General features: G+C 46.1%; 18 protein-coding genes. 3 read left to right on the top strand and 15 right to left on the bottom strand.

What is annotated here, in order from left to right:
* Positions 1–4 precede the first annotated feature (4 nt).
* The 14 genes from Q0577_RS18980 to Q0577_RS18915 all read right to left on the bottom strand — a co-directional run bounded on the left by Q0577_RS18980 (position 5) and on the right by Q0577_RS18915 (position 12,907).
* Positions 5–280, bottom strand: a complete 276-nt coding sequence (locus Q0577_RS18980; RefSeq protein WP_298739082.1) for an acylphosphatase — start codon at positions 278–280, stop codon at positions 5–7.
* 376 nt (positions 281–656) lie between these two features.
* Entirely contained in the window at positions 657–1,262 is a 606-nt protein-coding gene (locus Q0577_RS18975) for a 2'-5' RNA ligase family protein (protein ID WP_298739080.1), read from the bottom strand.
* A 125-nt stretch (positions 1,263–1,387) separates the two neighbouring features.
* Entirely contained in the window at positions 1,388–2,149 is a 762-nt protein-coding gene (gene tpiA / locus Q0577_RS18970) for a triose-phosphate isomerase (RefSeq protein ID WP_298739079.1), read from the bottom strand.
* Between the two features lie 30 nt (positions 2,150–2,179).
* Entirely contained in the window at positions 2,180–3,355 is a 1,176-nt protein-coding gene (locus Q0577_RS18965) for a putative sugar nucleotidyl transferase (RefSeq protein WP_298739077.1), read from the bottom strand.
* Between the two features lie 67 nt (positions 3,356–3,422).
* Entirely contained in the window at positions 3,423–3,677 is a 255-nt protein-coding gene (locus Q0577_RS18960; RefSeq protein ID WP_298739075.1) for a type B 50S ribosomal protein L31, read from the bottom strand.
* Positions 3,678–3,811: 134 nt separating this feature from the next.
* A complete protein-coding gene (locus Q0577_RS18955; protein ID WP_298739072.1) occupies positions 3,812–4,303 on the bottom strand; it encodes a YajQ family cyclic di-GMP-binding protein in 492 nt (163 codons plus the stop codon).
* 161 nt (positions 4,304–4,464) lie between these two features.
* On the bottom strand, positions 4,465–5,187 hold the full coding sequence (locus Q0577_RS18950) for a head GIN domain-containing protein (protein ID WP_298739071.1): 723 nt from the start codon (positions 5,185–5,187) through the stop codon (positions 4,465–4,467).
* A 75-nt stretch (positions 5,188–5,262) separates the two neighbouring features.
* Positions 5,263–6,339, bottom strand: coding sequence for a hypothetical protein (locus Q0577_RS18945; RefSeq protein WP_298739070.1), 1,077 nt, complete (start codon positions 6,337–6,339; stop codon positions 5,263–5,265).
* Positions 6,323–6,877, bottom strand: coding sequence for a hypothetical protein (locus Q0577_RS18940; protein WP_298739069.1), 555 nt, complete (start codon positions 6,875–6,877; stop codon positions 6,323–6,325). The genes Q0577_RS18945 and Q0577_RS18940 overlap by 17 nt, the downstream gene beginning before the upstream one ends.
* Before the next feature lie 6 nt (positions 6,878–6,883).
* On the bottom strand, positions 6,884–7,420 hold the full coding sequence (locus tag Q0577_RS18935) for an RNA polymerase sigma factor (RefSeq protein ID WP_298739066.1): 537 nt from the start codon (positions 7,418–7,420) through the stop codon (positions 6,884–6,886).
* Positions 7,421–7,598: 178 nt separating this feature from the next.
* Complete coding sequence (locus tag Q0577_RS18930; protein ID WP_298739065.1) at positions 7,599–10,070, bottom strand: TonB-dependent receptor; 2,472 nt, start codon at positions 10,068–10,070, stop codon at positions 7,599–7,601.
* A 656-nt stretch (positions 10,071–10,726) separates the two neighbouring features.
* Positions 10,727–11,158 (bottom strand): hemerythrin domain-containing protein, encoded by a 432-nt coding sequence (locus Q0577_RS18925; protein ID WP_298739063.1) that lies wholly within the window; start codon positions 11,156–11,158, stop codon positions 10,727–10,729.
* Positions 11,159–11,163: 5 nt separating this feature from the next.
* Complete coding sequence (locus Q0577_RS18920; protein WP_298739062.1) at positions 11,164–12,324, bottom strand: prolipoprotein diacylglyceryl transferase family protein; 1,161 nt, start codon at positions 12,322–12,324, stop codon at positions 11,164–11,166.
* A 169-nt stretch (positions 12,325–12,493) separates the two neighbouring features.
* Positions 12,494–12,907: a BrxA/BrxB family bacilliredoxin gene (locus Q0577_RS18915; protein ID WP_298739060.1), complete on the bottom strand. Its 414-nt coding sequence runs from the start codon at positions 12,905–12,907 to the stop codon at positions 12,494–12,496.
* Positions 12,908–13,139: 232 nt separating this feature from the next.
* Between Q0577_RS18915 and Q0577_RS18910 the strand changes: the two genes are divergently transcribed.
* From Q0577_RS18910 to Q0577_RS18900, 3 genes are all read left to right on the top strand, one after another.
* On the top strand, positions 13,140–13,589 hold the full coding sequence (locus tag Q0577_RS18910) for an Hsp20/alpha crystallin family protein (protein WP_298739058.1): 450 nt from the start codon (positions 13,140–13,142) through the stop codon (positions 13,587–13,589).
* A gap of 182 nt (positions 13,590–13,771) precedes the next feature.
* The gene (locus Q0577_RS18905; protein ID WP_298739055.1) at positions 13,772–14,635 is read left to right on the top strand and encodes a hypothetical protein; all 864 of its coding nucleotides are present in this window, start codon (positions 13,772–13,774) and stop codon (positions 14,633–14,635) included.
* Positions 14,636–14,801: 166 nt separating this feature from the next.
* Complete coding sequence (locus Q0577_RS18900) at positions 14,802–15,278, top strand: nuclear transport factor 2 family protein (protein ID WP_298739053.1); 477 nt, start codon at positions 14,802–14,804, stop codon at positions 15,276–15,278.
* A gap of 127 nt (positions 15,279–15,405) precedes the next feature.
* Here the strand turns inward: Q0577_RS18900 and Q0577_RS18895 are convergent, their stop codons facing one another.
* On the bottom strand, positions 15,406–16,803 hold the full coding sequence (locus Q0577_RS18895; protein ID WP_298739050.1) for an arginine decarboxylase: 1,398 nt from the start codon (positions 16,801–16,803) through the stop codon (positions 15,406–15,408).
* Positions 16,804–16,902: the final 99 nt, after the last annotated feature.

Here is a 16,902-nt window from a genome sequence, read left to right as displayed (position 1 = left end):
CTGGTTATCTTACTACTTCAAATCCTTTATAGTGTTTTACAGGCGCTTCTACCAGCTGGAGGCCGGTTACTACGGCCTCCGGCGGCCCTTGACGGCACCATGCAATAAAGGCTTCCATGGCGGGTGCATCACTTTCAGCGGCGATCCATACACTTCCGTCAGATAGATTCCTGACCTGCCCGCTCACACCTAATCTGTCTGCCACCTGTTTGGTACTGGCCCGGAAAAAAACGCCCTGTACCCTACCCTTAACAGTGATCTCTTTGTGTATTATGGCCATTTGTCGGATGATTTGAATGTTTGAGCATTTCAAAGCTACAAACAACAGGGCGGAATGTGAAATCAGCCGGGCCATTGGTATTGATCACTTCGTTCATACTGCAGTCTTTGCATACCTGCTGTGTCATACCAGGTAACCATTTTCAATACCCATAGTCGTGTCAACCATGTGCAAGACATGGGCAGGTATTGTTATGATTTACCTGGTATTGACCGATTTGCAGCAGGCAGGGGTCAACTAAACAGGGTTAACATGGGGGGACAATTAAAATAACTGGTTACATGGTGATGGAAGTCAATACAAATACTTGTCTATATGGTTATTCAATATTTTCTGTTTCTAGTGTGATGTTCCGCTTATTAAGCGATCTCCGATATTAAGCGGCAAAATTGAACAGAGTACCATCAGCCGCGTCTTCGCCCCTGAAACGGAACTCTCTCACCACTTCGTAGGCGCCGCCTGCTGCCGGTTTTCTCAGCAGGGAAAAGCTGCGGCAATCAAAACTGCGCACAAACAACTGGTTATCGAACTGCGGATACACCTTCTCAAATTCATCAGTGCTGATCGCTCTTGCCAGGGTAATATGCGGTTTGAAACTATTTAGTTTCAGGTCAAACACCTCCAGGATCTTTTTGTGCAGCTCGGCGACAGGCCTCGGGTTGGCTATATTCAGGTAAATGGTGCGTTTTACTGCGCCATGATCAAAATGATCGAACTTAGCAGTGTAAACCGTGAACCCGGACTGCCTGGCCGCTATCTCCTCCAGCAGATAAATAAAATCGTCCTGGAACTTTTCAGGGAATACAGAGCGGAATAACGAGATATGGGCTTTTGAATACCGGCTGGTAAAGATGCCCAGCGTTTCAGCTATCTGTTCTTTGAATTTGCGCACTTCTCCGGCTATCTGCGCACCGGGGTTGATAACTACCAGGTAGTCATAAAGCGCTGTTTCCTGTTCTGTTAAAAGGGTTTCTCTTTGCATAACCAACAATTTTTTGCTTTCCCGATTGTTGACATCACAAATATACAACCTTTTTTGAGAAATACTAATTTTTTTAGCATTAGTTACTAAAAAAATGCACAGCAAGGCTGCGCATTTTTTTATGATTAGGGTAATTTCTCTGTGATGGCAACAAAATCAGCCGCAACCAGTGAGGCGCCTCCGATAAGGCCACCGTCTACATCCGGACAGGCAAACAGTTCTCCGGCATTACCAGGTTTGGCGCTGCCACCGTAAAGGATAGTGAGGTGCAATGCTACTTCCCTTCCGTATTTCTCTGCTATCTGTGCACGGATAAAGGCGTGCATATCCTGCGCCTGCTGGGCAGATGCCGTTAAGCCGGTACCAATGGCCCATATCGGCTCATAAGCGATCACCACATTCTTCAGCTGTTCAGCGCTAAGATGATAAAGGCTTTCTTCCAGCTGTTTTGCTACATACTGGTTCTGTGTTTCAGCCTTTCTCACTTCCAGCGGTTCTCCACAGCAAAAAATAGGCTTCAGGCCATTGGCCAGCGCCAAATCTATTTTCTTTGCCAGCATGGCATTACTTTCATTGAAATACTCTCTTCTCTCAGAGTGCCCCAGTATCACGTAATCCACACCTACGGATTGCAGCATTTCTGCAGATACTTCTCCGGTGTAGGCGCCGGATTTTTCGGCATAGCAATTCTGTGCAGCCAGGTAAAAGCCGGGGTAATTCTTCAGTAAAGCTTTGGCCTTCAGCAGATACGGGAAAGGCGTGGCAATCACCACTTCCTGTCCATCCTTCAGTTTGAGACCTGAGTTGAGGATATCATTGATCAACTGTTCTCCCTGTGCGAGAGTAAGGTTCATTTTCCAGTTTGCCGCAGCAATTTTTTTTCTCATGATAATGCGTGCTTGTATTGAGTTTAGTTATTATTCACTTTTGGTGGTTTGTTCGTACACGGCAGCCAGCATTCTCCGGTCTGCATCATTCATTTCCCGGCTTTTGAACGCCATCCAGGCAGTTGCATCGCGAAGGGCTTCCTGCAAACGGTAGCGTTCCTTCGGATCTCTTCCACCCCAGGAAAAGGAAGGCACAAATTTAGGCGGAAAATCCCCGCCAAAGATATTGCATGAAACGCCAATTACGGTGCCTGTGTTCAACATGGTATTGATACCGCAACGGCTGAAATCGCCCATCAGCGTACCACATTTCTGTCCGGCGGGCCAGGCTTCTTTACGCGCTTCGATCCAGATATTTACTGTGCCGGCGTTATTCTTCAGGTTGGAACAGGTAGTATTGGCGCCCAGGTTACACCACTCTCCGATCACGGCATCGCCTAAATAACCATCGTGCCCTTTATTTGAATAGCCGAACATGTTAACGTTCTTGATCTCTCCCCCGCCCGTACAGGCAGGCCCCAGGGAGGTAGCTCCGTATACTTTGGTACCCATTTTAAGCACAGCGCCGGTCCCAAGGGCTAGAGGCCCCCTGGCAAGGCAACCTTCCATAACCTGCGCATTAGCGCCAATATAAATAGGTCCGGCAGACGCATTCAGCACACTGCATTCCACCACCGCTCCCGGCTCAACAAAAACGGTTTCCGGTGCAATCACCTGGTTTGTGGAGGAGAGAGGAGCAGACGTCCTTCCTGCGGTAATCAGCTTAAAATCATCGCGGATGGCCTTATCATTCATGGTAAACAGGTGCCAGGGCAATTCAATATTGCTTACTGTTCCCGGGTAGTCCCTTCGCTCACCGGCGGACTTGGTAAGGTCATTACCAGGCACTGCCTTTGCGAGGAGCTGATGCTCCCGGTACAGTTCCTGCCCGGGCTCAAGGGCCATGATCGCTTCCACCAGTGGCGGGTCTGGCAAGGTATGACCATTGATAAGCACATGAACAGCATCTGCAGATCCTAAGAGCAGTGGAAATTTCTCCTGGAGGTAAGGTACGGTGAAATGACTAACGCCTGTACCCAGCCAGAGCTCCCATTTTTCCTGGATCGTCAGGATCCCTATCCTGCAGGCAGCCACAGGTCTGGTATAAGTGAAAGGATATAAAAGATCGCGGGCGGGCGTGTCAAAAAGAATGTAGTTACGCTCCATAGGGGGCTAAAAATAAAAAATCCCACCGACAAATGCCGGTGGGATGTATAAATATTTTATTAAAAGCTTATTTAGCTCTTTTCTCGTAGCGTTTCTTGAACTTGTCAATACGGCCTGCAGTATCAACCAATACGTTCTTACCAGTGTAGAAAGGGTGAGAGGTATTGGAAATTTCCAGTTTGATCAGCGGATACTCGTTACCGTCTTCCCATTTAACTGTTTCCCTGGAAGGAGCAGTAGAACGGCTTAAGAAGCTAATACCGTTTGACATGTCCTTAAATACTACGAACCTGTAACTTTCTGGATGGATTCCCTGTTTCATTATTTTAATTTTATTGATTGGATGGTCCACCGTGTCCCGGATTTCATCCCAAAATGCTGAATTAATTAAATACGGACGGCAAAGGTAAGGAGAAAATTCCAAAATCCAAATATCCATCCAAAAGAATGCCCCGGCTAGCTCTTCATGTTAACATATTGCAGGGCAATACCAAAATTCCCCTCCTTGCATTTCTGTATAACATCCTGTAGATCATCTATTTTCTTGCCGGTTACGCGGATAATATCGTCCATAATGGCAGCCTGTACCTTAACGCCTGAATCCTTGATCATTTTCACGATCTTTTTAGCATCTTCCTGCTTAATGCCGTTCCGTACGGGCACCTCCTTCTTAACTACCTTACCGCTCTGGTAGTGCTCTTTACTGAGGTCGTAAATAGCGGCATCCAGTCCCTGGCGCATGCTACGGCTGATGAGCACATCGATCACCTGGTTAAGCTTCATGTCGCTGTCCACCTCCAGGTTCAGGACCAAGTCTTTCTTATTCAGCTCGATGCCCACATGGGAATCTTTAAAATCAAACCTGTTGGTGATCTCTTTCTTTACGGTGTTGATGGCATTGTCCAGCGTTTGCAGATCCACTTTGCTAACAATATCAAAGGATGGCATGATGATATACTTTATTTAATGGTAATAAGTCAGGGGCAAATATAAAAAAAAATCCCGCCCCAATTTTCCGACCTGCGCCGGAGTGGGACGGGAGTACCGTTAAATATTAAACTTGTTATCCAACTACTCCTGCGGTAAATACCGTTATGGAGATATATACCTTATCCTTCTTTGGCAATCTTTCCCATACCGGAAACAGACTGTTTGATCTGCGGATTGCCTTTGTATTTGATGTTACCCATACCAGACACGGCTATGTCAAGCGTCTTCTGTGCATTCACGCTGGCATTGCCTGAACCGGAGATAGCAATCTCTACATCATCCGACTGGAAATCAAAAGCGTAGATGTCTGCCTTGCCGGAAATGCTGTATTCAGCTTTGGTGGCGCTGCCTTTGAGCTTAACTTTGCTGACGCCGGATACGCCCACTTCCATTTGTTGTGATGATACATCCAGGTCTGCTTCTGCAGAACCGCTCACGGCCAGCTCCAGCTTATCGGTCTTAAGTTTGGTTTTACTATAGAAACCGCCGGATCCGCTGGCTGCCAGTTCGCGCACTTCCTGCAGGGTTACATAAACGTTCACATCTTTGGTTGGTTTGATATTGTATCCTTTCTTTACACGCACTTCAAGATCATCTCCGTCTAATTTGGTTTCAATGTAGGGTAAAAGGTTGCTTTCAGCTTCAATTCTGATTGAATGAGTGTTACCCTGTGTAATGTAAACCTTGAATGTACCGGATGTGCCGATGTTCCTGAATGTAGCAGCCTGCCGGTCTTCCTGCTTCACATCGCCATTGCCTGTTATCCTTTCGTTCTGGAGGAAGGAGGATAACAACACAACGAAAGCGAGCAGCGGGATTGACAGGAACAATTTCTTTTTCATGATCTGAGATTTTAGTGATGAGTGATCTAGTTTCTTATTGTTAAAAGTTTTAGAATGGCCGTATGTACGTTTACGTTATTTAGCATCCAGTTCTACATCGCTGCGAACGCCTCTGATCTCCAGCACCGGAGAACCTTCTCCCCCACTGGCGGTGGTGGCGGAATACGTCAGGTTCTGTGACTTTTTTATTGAGCTGATATTCTTCAGGGACAGCCCTCCTGTTTCCAGGTCGCCGTAGGTGAGGTGCACATCCAGCTTAAGCGCCACCTTATTTGAAAGCGTCATTTCCAGGTCGCTGTACGTAAGGTTAACGTAACCGCCTTTAAATGCAGCGGATACATCTTTCAGCTTCACATCGCTATAGGTAAGCTTCAGATCTGCCCTGTCCTGCAGGCTTGACACTGAGAAATCGCTGTAGTTACCGGTAGCATTGATGCTGCCCAGCTGCCTGATCTTGTAATCGCTGTAGTTAGCTCTTACTGTCAGAGAGCCGATGTTGCCGATGGTATAATCACAGTAATTTGATCTGGAGTCCAGTTTATCTGCAGCTTCGCAGCGTATGTCGGAGTAATTTGCCTTTATCACCAGTTCACCTGCTTTATCTATCCTTCCCTTGCTGCAATAGTTCATATCCATTTCCAGTGTTTTGCCGGCCTCCCTGATAGCGTAGAAGCAGTAGTTGAGGCGCATCTTGGCGGCAAAGGGCAACTGGTCTGTTATCACATCTCCAAAGCTGTTTTCCAGGGACAGCATGCCCAGGCTTTTTGGTACATAGATCTCGTAATCGATGTTCACGTAGTCTTTTGAATCTTTGTTACCGCCCCAGAACCACTTCCCTCCTTTGCTGCTGTAGTTGGTCTGGAAGGTAACGGTGCCCGGATCTCCACTGGCCTGTATATCCACTGCATTGGCTATCTCCTGTGCTTCTGAGGTATTCTTACCAAAACCGGTAATCACGATGGTTGCTTTTACCTGGTTCTGTGACCAGGTGTGTATGATGATCTTACCATATTTATTGTGCACATTCAGCTGGGCACCACTATTCACGTTGAACTCTTTTGACACGGTGCGTTTGAACTCAGTATCGCCCTGATGAGCGCAGGCTAATACCGGCAATAATAAAAAGAGTAGAATTTTAAATTTCACGTTCATGATCTTTCAGAGTTTTAATATCGGGTTGTTTGGCCCGTAATTCTTCCAATATTCTATCCAGCAAATCAAGTTTCATCTGGTAATAACGGATCATTGCGGAACGAATGCGTTCATTGCCGGGGTTTTGCTGTAGTTCTTTTTCGAGCATCTGCCAGGTGTCATTGCGCAGTTCAAGCTCTTTACGTGCGGCACTGTCGAGGCCGAGGGCTTCGGGCGGATACTTGCTGATATCCTGCAGCTTCTCTTCAATCTGCGAGGTGTAGTACATTTTAGCTTCCTGCAGTTCCGGCGCTAAAGTGCCAAGGTTCTGCTGCTGTTTTCTCAGTTGCAGGAACTGGTATATCATCACACTGTTCACTACCAATACCAGCACGGCCGCGGCTTTCAACCAGTGACGCTTCAGCAGGGAAACCACTTTAGGCGTTTGCTGGTCTTTCAGCTGCTTTTCCAGGGCCTTCCACACGTGGGCGCCGGGGCCCTTCTCCTCGAATCCTGCCCTGTTGCGGCGGATAAAATCTTCTAAATTGTTATCAGGCATATATCGCTAGATCCTTTGTTTTACAATTTGCCTTACCTTTTCCTTAGCCCTCATATACTGGGTTTTAACGGTAGATTCCGAAATATCCAGCATACCGGCTATCTCTTTGTGGGAATACTCCTCGAAGAGATAAAGGTTCAGCACCGTTTTATAACCGGCGGGTAAGGCCTGAATGGCATCTTTTACTGCGCTTACCGTCCAGGTGAATCCATCTTCATCCAGCGGCTCTTCTTCTTCCATTTCCACCTGTTCCACTTCTTCAAAGTAAACTTTTTTACGACGAAGGTGGCTCAGGCACTGGTTCACCACTATCCTCTTGATCCATGCGGTAACACTTCCGGCATTTTCCAGTCTGCCGATATTACCGTACACCTGTATGAACGCCTCCTGGAGGATGTCTTCCGCATCGCTGACATGGCCTGTCATACGCAGGCAGATGTTATACATAGCGGCGGAATAAGCGTCGTACAGCTCACGAAAAGCTCTTACGTCACCCTTTTTACAACGGGCCACCAGTTGGTCTGTTACAGGAGTTGGATTCAAGTTGTTGGTTAATGCTTGCATTATAAAGACGATAAGCTGAGAAAAGGTTGCATGTAATCCAAAAAAATCCTGAAAAGGGAAACGCGGCCAACCGGGGCCGCGCTTCCTCCATCCTTATATATACCTAAAAACCAGGCGTTTAACAACTAGCGGCTAGCTTTTAGTTGTTGGCTGTTAATTACTTACCTCCCTGCTTTACGCGGTTCTGTTCGTCTTCAAGGCCGGTCTTACGTGAACGGGCGGCCTTTACATTGGTGTTACCGAAGCGGTAGGTGAAATTCATCCTTACCTGCTGGCTTTCCCATTTGCTCATTACGGAGGTGTAGAAACCGGCGTTATCGAAGGTGCCACGGAAGCGCTGGGTATTAAATACATCGCTCATGCTCACTTTGATGGTACCTTTCTTTTTCAGTATTGACTTCTGCACACCCAGGTCCATGGCATACATAGATTTCATTTTGAAGAGGCCTTCCTGGGAGATCTGTGGAGAGATGTACATGAAAACCACCTCGGTGCTGAAGCCTTTGGGCAGGGTAAAGGTGTGCTGGGTGCGGCCAAAGAAACCGGCGGCTTCCAGGTCTACCAGGCTGTTGTTCACCATTGTCTGGTACATGGCGTAGTTGGCAGACAGGTTGGTGAAAGTATTCCACCATTTTGTAATGGGGAAAGGTATTGAAACGTTCAGGTTAAAGTTATCAGACTTGGCTACGTTCAGGTACTTGTAGCGAAGTACGGTAGTATCCCCTGTTACCGGGTCCTGGCCTGGTTCTACGATCTGTGTGATCATATTAGAGGTATGGGCATAACCGATAGAGGTGATCAGGAACTGTTTGAATGTATGGGTTACCTCAAAGTTGTTGGAATACTGCGGTTTCAGATATGGGTTACCGGATCCGATAGTATACCTGTCCAGGTAGTATTCAAACGGATTCAGGTCTTCGTAGCTGGGACGCTGGATCCTGCGGCTGTAGGATACACCGAACTGGTGGTTCTTACCGGCTGCATAGCTCAGGAACACACTGGGAAACAGGTTGAAGTAGCTGGTGTCTGTTACCCTGTTCAAGGTCAGTGAATTACCTTTTACATTAGACTGCTCACCACGGAGGCCAACCTGCACACCAAACTTCTTGAACTGCTTGTGGAAGTTAATGTAAGCGGCGTTCACATTCTCTTTGTATAAGAAGTGATTGGAACGGTTTACATCATATACCCAGATATTTTTCCGGAGCGAGTCAAACCGGGCATCGTTATCTGTTTTCACAAAGCTGAGTTTGAAACCGGCTTCGAATTTGGCCTGGTTCTTCAGCGGATGGGAATAATCAAGCTTTGCGGTTTTGATATTGATGGTAGAGGGTGTCTGGTTGCGGGAAGTGTCTCCACGCAGGTAATCTTTACCGGTGCTGGTCCATGTATCCGCAAAGATATTGGAGGTCTGCCCGGAAGAGTTACGTGCATAATCAAGGTCAATGTTCAGTTCTTTACCTGAGCTGTCCAGCACGGCTTTATAGTTCACGTTATACGCCTGGCGCTTCCAGTTAGAGCTGTTACGGGTAAAGGTGCGGAGTGTGGAATCAACCGTCTGGCCATTACCTATGTAGGTGGTGGCATTTGAGGGGCCACCCCAGTCGCTCCATGACAGATCTGCCATTACACCAATGGTGTGGTTCTTTGCCACGAAGAAGTCGGCGCCCACTTTACTTGCATGATAGTTAGACTTGTTCTTCATCAGGTTGAACTGATCGAACACATTAAACTGACCATTACTGGTGCCGGTGCGATATATGCCCAGGCGCTGGTCATTTTCCCGGTGGTTGTAATTGTAAGAGCCGAACAGGTTCACTTTACCATCACGGTGGTTCAGGTTCAGGCCTCCGTTATACTTAGGCGTGCGGCCATGAGCAAAGCCCAGCTGAACACTACCATTGGTACCATAGTTCTTGTTCTTCTTCAGTTTTATATTAATGATCCCGGCATTGCCAGCTGCATCGTACTTGGCGGAAGGATTGGCAATGAGCTCTATCTGCTCAATGTTGTTACTGGGCATATTTTTCAGCAGCTGGGCAATGTCCTGGGAACTCATATTGGTCTGTTTGCCATCAATCATTACAATGACCCCATTCTTGCCTTTCAGGGAAATATTGTCATCTTTATCTACAGTAACGCCGGGAGATTTTTCAAGTACCTCCAGGGCAGTACCGCCGGCGGCTACAATGCTATTTTCCACGTTCACCACCATTTTATCGGCCCTTTGTTCTACAAACGGCTTTTTTGCGGTTACGTTCACCTCTTTCAGATTCCTGGTATCCGTGCTCAGGGTAATAGGGTCCATCTGTACGCTGGCCTGGGCGCCGGTGATCTCAAAGGGTTTACCGTATTCTTTGGTCATTCCTACATAGGCGGCAGCCAGCAGGTAACGACCCTGTTTAACATTCTCGAACTCGTAACGGCCATTGACATCTGCGATGGCTCCCTTTACCAGGGAGGAGTCTTTGGCTTTTAATAAAGTAACGGTGGCAAATTCAACCGGTTTGTTCCCGGCCTGGATAACCTGCCCGTTGACCTTAACAGGTAAGGCGTTTTGGGCGAGAGCTGGTTTTAGGGCGATGCAGGTGATGCTACAAAAGGCCAGCAACGCAAAAAATTGTTTCATATAAGGGCGGATTTAGATTTATAAAATTTTTATCACCAATAATTTATTCCTCTTTATAGAACCTTTGTTTATCAACTACAGTGTAAAGGTAGGTATTATGCATTGCATAGTACATAGTTTTACACAAACGGTAGCTAATTGGGGACGATTGGTAAAAAAAACAGCAGTTAGCTTTTAGCCTTTAGCTGCTGACATAGTAAATGTTCATAACTGATCTTCCTGAAAGGCGGCGGCGTGATTAGTTTTTCTTACACAGATTGATTCCCTGGTACTGATTGCTATAGTTCTGACTATCGGTCTACAATGCACAAATTGCCTTTATGCATAGTATAATAATAATAACAGGTACGATAAGAAACATATTAAACGGCTTTAGGCTAAACAGTAATAAAGACGATTCAACTACCGGATTGTTACAAGGCCATATTGAATAATCTGCTTTTGTTGGTACACCGGGGTATCCATTCGTTACAGCCATCATCATTCTTTTTTCCCGGTTGACAGCTCAAAGGTATTTCCGGATTGGGGTTAGGGCAATGCAATTTAGGTAAAATGTAGGTTTTAACCGGTAAATGGCGTTAAACCGGAGGGTTCCGGTAAAATCAGCAAACAGCTATGGAAGTTATATTGGTACACCCACGTGGATATGAGACCACTTAGCTTTTATCCCAACGAATACTATCCAGAAGGGCAGCCTGTTTTTGCTGCAGCTGTTCAAAAAATATACGTTCTTCTTTACGGATATGATCTTCCAGGCTGCGGGCCAGTTGATCCATCGCTGTTTCAAGAGCGGTATTTTCTGACAAGGCGCTATACATACGTGAGATCTGCTGGTGTTCCAGCATCAGCTCCCCGATCAACTTATCGAGTTCTGTATCTTTACCCTTGCAAGCTTCAAACAGGTATTCTTCTTTCTGAATATGCGGCACCATTACTTCCTGGAAGACCTTTACTATATAAGCCAGCTTGGCCTGCGTTTCCAATGGAAACCCTTCGTATGGCGCAGCATCCTTTTTAAGATAACGGCATACAAATAACAGGCGCTTGTGCTCATGGGACAAGGGCACTAAAGTTTCGTGACGACGCATAATGATCAGGAAGTAATTTTTGCTGAATAAGCTTTACGGCAGTACCAGATGAAAACAGCCCCTCCCACTACCATCAGGAAAGAAATGATCTCTGCCTGAGTGGGATGGAAACCTAAAATGTCATATTTAGTGTTGACCCTTATCTTTTCAATAAAAAACCTTTCAACACCGTTCAACATCAGGTAGATACCGAAGATAACACCCGGTACCGTGATCTTTTTACGGATACTCCAAAGTACCAGGAACAGCAGCAGGCAGGCAATGATCTCGTATAACGGTGTAGGGTATACGGGAAGTTCAAGCATGCGGCAATACTTTCCTTCACAGCCTGGAATGGGTATGCCTTCGTTCACCACATTATGCGGATAAGTATATGACCACGCCCAGTCTGGCAGCCAGGAGAAAGGATTAGGCCGGGTATTCGTAATTCCCCAGTCGCCATCGCCGGCAAAATGACAACCCATGCGGCCTACGCCATAGGCCAGCATAAGAGCCGGTGCTGCACTGTCTACAAGATGAAAGGTATTGATATGTTTCTTTGCGGCATATCTTATAATTACTACCGCTGCTACGATCAGGCCTCCATAGAACGTGAGGCCACTGAAGGAGATAAGGGAACCCCAGGGATCCTGCACAAAATCATTCCAGTTCTCCAGGTTGTGAAATATCTTGGCACCTATCAGGCCGGCGATAGCCGCCATCACTGTGAAATCGGGCACACGCTGGTGCGGCATTACCACTACTGTCTTCTTTTCCGGTGTTGACAGCGACTTCTTCTTTCTATCCTGGTATTTATACCATACAAATAAGGCGGCTACCACGATACCTGCCAGCCAGCTGCCCTCGCCAGACAGCAGAAAGCCCTGCAGGTCCTGTGAAATGGTCCCCCACGCCATTACCGCTCCTACTATCTTAAAGCCGAGGAGAAATCCCAGTATTCCATTCACCACCAGATCTGAGGTGGATGCAGGCTTCCCGGTTTCCATCACCTCGGGCACTCCCTTTAACCAGCCCAGCCTTTCCCTTCTTCTCAGCTCAATGGTAAGTACATAGGCAGCCGCCAGGAAGGCGATCGCTACAAAGAAACCGAATGTTTGAAAGATTTTCAGGAAGGGAAGTTCAGCGCCGAACAGGTCTTTAAAGGCGTAATATAGATTAGGATACATAACCGCGTATAAAAAAATTTGGTGATCTGAGTTTTCCTATGAACAAAGCCGAATTAATCAAAAGGAAAATCAAACCACCAAAGTAACTCTATAAAATCCCAAAATCCAAATTCCAGATTCTAAAATATGAAGATCCGGGCGGGACCCGGGAATCTGAATTTAAGATCTATTAACAGTATTGCTCAAAGGCATCTGCCAGGTTAGCGGCAATCATCTGAGCCGGACGGCCTTCGATCATGTGACGCTCAATGAAATGCACCAGTTGCCCGTCTTTAAACAACGCAATGGAGGGAGAAGAAGGCGGATAAGGCAGCAGATGCGTACGCAGCTGTTTTACCGCATCCATATCAAAACCTGCAAAACTGGTTGTCAGCCTGTCGGGTTTTTTCTCGCTGTGGGCAACTGCCATCAGCACACCCGGACGGGCAGAACCGGCGGAGCAGCCGCATACAGAATTGATCACTACCAGTGTGGTACCTTCTTTTTTCAATGTTTCGTCTACTGACTGAGGGGTCAGCAACTCTTCAAAGCCGTAGTCTGTTAACTCTGCCTTCATCGGCAATACTAATTCCGCGGGATACATATCACTATAAGTTTTTTGTTTTAGTTTTTGTTTTCACAAAGTTACTTATTAGAGAATTATAAAAAAAATACTTGGAAAAAGACTTTATGTCATTACGAATTAAATAAAAACGACATTATGGCACACATATTAACATGAAAGCTGGCAATATTTCGTTTTTGGTGGCATGGTATTCCATTTGATCAGGTACGGGTGTTCAAATAAAAAATAAAAAACAAAAACTTATAAGGCTATGACACTCGTAAAATTCAATCAGTACCCTGCACACAAAACATTTGGCGGTATTATGGATGAAGTATTTAACAACACCGCCCGCTTACTGAAGGATGATATCCTGACCAACGATTTCTTTGGCATCTATCCCCCGGTGAACATCCGCGAAACCAAGGAAGCTTATCTGCTGGATGTAATGGTACCCGGTTTGGCTAAAGAAAACTTCTCTATTAACCTGGAGAAAAATGTATTGACTATCAGCGCGGAAAAGAAAACAGAGCAGAAATCTGAAGATCAGAAGCACATCCGCCGTGAATTCAGCTTTCGTTCCTTCAAGCGTTCTTTTACCCTTGATGAAACCGTAGATGCTGAAAAGATTCAGGCAAAATATGAAAATGGTATCCTGCAGCTGCAACTGTCTAAGAAACAGGAAGCTCAGCTCAAAACCAAATCTATTGTGGTTGAATAATCAGTGTGGTTTAAGGTAATAAATGGATTAGGTTTTAACAGGTTTAGTGTGATTGGTAAAGCCTCCCGGTACAAGCCAGGGGGCTTTTTTTATGGTTCTGTCCTATATAAATGACACAAACGTTTAACTGGTATGCTATTTTAATATGATAATTTGCCTTTGAACCAAAGCAATATGCCTCTATGGCCAAATACAGATGGGGACTGGCGGGTAAGCTCTATCACACTGCTGAAAAAGCAGTGATTGGCACGGCATTGCGGAAAAACCAGGACAGCCGTGAGCACTATAATCTGAAACTGGTGTTTGATTATGTGCTTTTCAACACGCTGCTGGTACTGCCGGAAATCTTCTACTCCCTGTACTATCAAAACACTATCCAACTGCTGATCTATCCTTTTTTTGTGGCAATCAGCCTGTTATGTATGTGGATGCTGAAAAGGCGGGTATCCGCCAGGTGGGCCGGTACACTGGCGGCGCTCAATGTTATGGTCATCAGTATGCTTTCGTCCTTCCTGAACAACCAGGACATATCCCTGATGTATGCCATGACGTGGATATTAGGCATATTATTCTGTTACCTTACCACCAACCTGGCCACTACCCTCGTGCTGAGCAGCCTCTTATGCGGCTACCTGGTACTAACAGCCTACATAAAATCACAGGGCATTGTACTTTTCAGTGCAGCAGGTTACTCGGCGCTCAATGTCTTTGATGTAGCCCCGGTGTTCACGGCCTTTACCATCCTGTTTATCGTGATACGGGTACTGGGCAGGCACTACAATAATATAATGATCGTGGAGGGGCGGCGTACCTTACAGCGGCAAAGGCAGCATTCCGCCCTGATCAGGCAAAACCTCACCAAACAGTTCATGCTGGTTAAAGGTCTGTCCCGCTCCGGTAAGACCAAATACCTGGAAGGCAACCTGGAATTGCTGGAAGCATGTCTGACTGAAATAGAAAAACAATGTGAAACCGCTATTGACCTGTTACAGGACGGACAGAAAGTGGCGGGTGAACCGCATAAAAAAAGCTCCCCAGTAGACTGAAGAGCTATTCCATGGCATAGGTTAAGGAATACTTCATTTCAAAAGGTAAGGGGAAAATAAGACGGATGAATTTTGGAGATCACAAAGATAGAATTCCCACTAAACCCTGCTAATACCAAAAAGTTGTAATTTTCTCTCCTGTACCTCACCTGTTCATTACCATCATATGATGCTACTTTCTCTACAACGTTTACTCGTTTTTATTGTCTGCCTGACAGGCACACCCGCCCAGGATGCAAGACCATTGCAGAACGGCGAAGAAGAGGCCGTGAAAAAGACCATTGGGCTGCTGTTTGACGGCATGCGCAAGGGCGATAGCAGCATGGTAAAGGCTGCCTTTGCACCAGGCGCTACCTTGCAAACCATTTCCACGCCCCCTGGCAGCGGTGCAAAAGTGAAGACGGAAGCCCTGCAGCGCTTCCTTAATGCCGTGGGTACTCCTCACACGGACGTGTGGGATGAGCGGATCGAATTTGGCCACATATCCATTGACGGCCCCCTGGCCTCCGTATGGACGCCATACCAATTTTACCTGGGCGGCCAATACAGCCATTGCGGCGTAAACTCATTTCAGCTGGTGAAACAGGACGGAACGTGGAAGATAGTTTATCTTATAGACACAAGGCGGAAAGCGTGCAAATAATTAGTAATGAATAACTAATAATACCAGCGAGACACTATTACTGTCTCACTAATTATTCATTCTTCATTAAAAAAGTAAACCCCTCGAAAAGTCGAGGGGTTTTCAGGTGGATTACTAACCCATTTTTTTAATAACCCAAAATCTTTAACATACTCTGGGCGCTTTGCTCCTTGGCATAGAGCCAGTCTTTCAGCTGCCCGTTTTTGTCATATCCTACAATTACGTGTTTCGGTGACGGGATGAGGCAGTGCTTGATACCGCCATAACCGCTGAGCTGATCCTGGTAGGCTCCCGTGTGGAAGAAGCCAATATACAGAGGCTCGCCGTTCGACAGCTTCGGAAGGAATACCGCGTTTATATGTTCTTCAGACGTATAGAAGTCATATCCGTCACAGGTAAGTCCGCCAAGGTGCACTTCCTGGTATTCCTGGTCCCACTTATTTATAGGCAGCATCAGGAACTTTTCCCCGATACCCCAGGTGTCCGGCAGGGTGGTGATGAAGGAGCTGTCTATCATATACCAGTTCTCACGGTCGTTCTGCATCTTCTCTCCTATCACGCTGTAGATTACCGCACCGCTTTCGCCTACTGTAAAAGAACCAAATTCAGTATAAATATCCGGTACGGGTACTTTGTTCTTCTTGCAAACGTTCTTGATGGTGGCCACGATCTCGTTAACAATGTAGTTATAGTCGTAGTCAAAACCAAGGGAGTGTTTGATGGGAAAACCTCCTCCTATATTTATACTATCCAGTTCCGGGCAGATCTTCTTCAGCTGGCAATACAGGTTCAGCACCCTGTTGAACTGGCTCCAGTAATAAATGTCGTCCTTGATACCTTTATTCATGAAGAAGTGCAGCATTTTCAGCTCGAACTTCTCATTCCCTTTCAGTTTATCCACATAGAACTCCAGGATGTCGCGGGAGCGTATGCCCAGCCTGGAGGTATAAAAGTCAAAAGTTGGTTCCTCTTCTGCCGCAATACGTAAGCCCAGCTTCACTGGATCTTTAGACCGTACGTGTTTGTGGTAATCTTCAAACTCCTCTTTATTATCCAGGACCGGGATCACATTTTTAAACCCGCTGTTGATCAGGCGGGTAATGGCCCTGGTATACCCTTTTGTTTTATAACCGTTGCAAATTATGAAGGTTTCTTTATTGATCTTCTTCCGTTCGTACAATTTATTGATAATATCAATATCGTAGGCGAAAGAAGTTTCTATGTGCACGCCGTGCTTCAGGGTTTCCTCCATAATAAAGGAAAAGTGAGAGCTTTTTGTGCAATAGCAGTAATAATAGTTGCCGTCGTACCTGTTCTTCTTGATGGCATCCTGGAACATTTTCTTGGCCTTGTTAATCTGCATCCCGATCTTGGGGAGGAAGGTCAACTTGAACGGGGTGCCATATTTGTCGATCAACGCCTTAATATTCAGCCCGTTAAATTCCAGATAGGCGTCCTTCACCTCAAAGCCCTCCTGAGGAAACTCAAAGGTTTGATTAACGAGGTCGGTGTAGGTGTTGTTCATCTAAAACTGCGAATGAATTTTAGGTTATAAATAAAATTTAAACTCAGGTCTAGCTGGAAAACTCCTGGTTTACACACCTACGTCAGTTCGAAACCCAGC

It is taken from the genome of uncultured Chitinophaga sp., from assembly GCF_937898475.1.
GTDB lineage: Bacteria > Bacteroidota > Bacteroidia > Chitinophagales > Chitinophagaceae > Chitinophaga.
This window is presented reverse-complemented; position numbering and strand designations above follow the sequence as displayed.

Excerpts from the sequence above, each read along its gene's own strand:
- Q0577_RS18980 (WP_298739082.1), bottom strand. The coding sequence starts at position 280 with ATGGCCATAATACACAAAGAGATCACTGTTAAGGGTAGGGTACAGGGC.
- Q0577_RS18975 (WP_298739080.1), bottom strand. The coding sequence starts at position 1,262 with ATGCAAAGAGAAACCCTTTTAACAGAACAGGAAACAGCGCTTTATGAC.
- tpiA (WP_298739079.1), bottom strand. The coding sequence starts at position 2,149 with ATGAGAAAAAAAATTGCTGCGGCAAACTGGAAAATGAACCTTACTCTC.
- Q0577_RS18965 (WP_298739077.1), bottom strand. The coding sequence starts at position 3,355 with ATGGAGCGTAACTACATTCTTTTTGACACGCCCGCCCGCGATCTTTTA.
- Q0577_RS18960 (WP_298739075.1), bottom strand. The coding sequence starts at position 3,677 with ATGAAACAGGGAATCCATCCAGAAAGTTACAGGTTCGTAGTATTTAAG.
- Q0577_RS18955 (WP_298739072.1), bottom strand. The coding sequence starts at position 4,303 with ATGCCATCCTTTGATATTGTTAGCAAAGTGGATCTGCAAACGCTGGAC.
- Q0577_RS18950 (WP_298739071.1), bottom strand. The coding sequence starts at position 5,187 with ATGAAAAAGAAATTGTTCCTGTCAATCCCGCTGCTCGCTTTCGTTGTG.
- Q0577_RS18945 (WP_298739070.1), bottom strand. The coding sequence starts at position 6,339 with ATGAACGTGAAATTTAAAATTCTACTCTTTTTATTATTGCCGGTATTA.
- Q0577_RS18940 (WP_298739069.1), bottom strand. The coding sequence starts at position 6,877 with ATGCCTGATAACAATTTAGAAGATTTTATCCGCCGCAACAGGGCAGGA.
- Q0577_RS18930 (WP_298739065.1), bottom strand. The coding sequence starts at position 10,070 with ATGAAACAATTTTTTGCGTTGCTGGCCTTTTGTAGCATCACCTGCATC.
- Q0577_RS18925 (WP_298739063.1), bottom strand. The coding sequence starts at position 11,158 with ATGCGTCGTCACGAAACTTTAGTGCCCTTGTCCCATGAGCACAAGCGC.
- Q0577_RS18920 (WP_298739062.1), bottom strand. The coding sequence starts at position 12,324 with ATGTATCCTAATCTATATTACGCCTTTAAAGACCTGTTCGGCGCTGAA.
- Q0577_RS18915 (WP_298739060.1), bottom strand. The coding sequence starts at position 12,907 with ATGTATCCCGCGGAATTAGTATTGCCGATGAAGGCAGAGTTAACAGAC.
- Q0577_RS18910 (WP_298739058.1), top strand. The coding sequence starts at position 13,140 with ATGACACTCGTAAAATTCAATCAGTACCCTGCACACAAAACATTTGGC.
- Q0577_RS18905 (WP_298739055.1), top strand. The coding sequence starts at position 13,772 with ATGGCCAAATACAGATGGGGACTGGCGGGTAAGCTCTATCACACTGCT.
- Q0577_RS18900 (WP_298739053.1), top strand. The coding sequence starts at position 14,802 with ATGATGCTACTTTCTCTACAACGTTTACTCGTTTTTATTGTCTGCCTG.
- Q0577_RS18895 (WP_298739050.1), bottom strand. The coding sequence starts at position 16,803 with ATGAACAACACCTACACCGACCTCGTTAATCAAACCTTTGAGTTTCCT.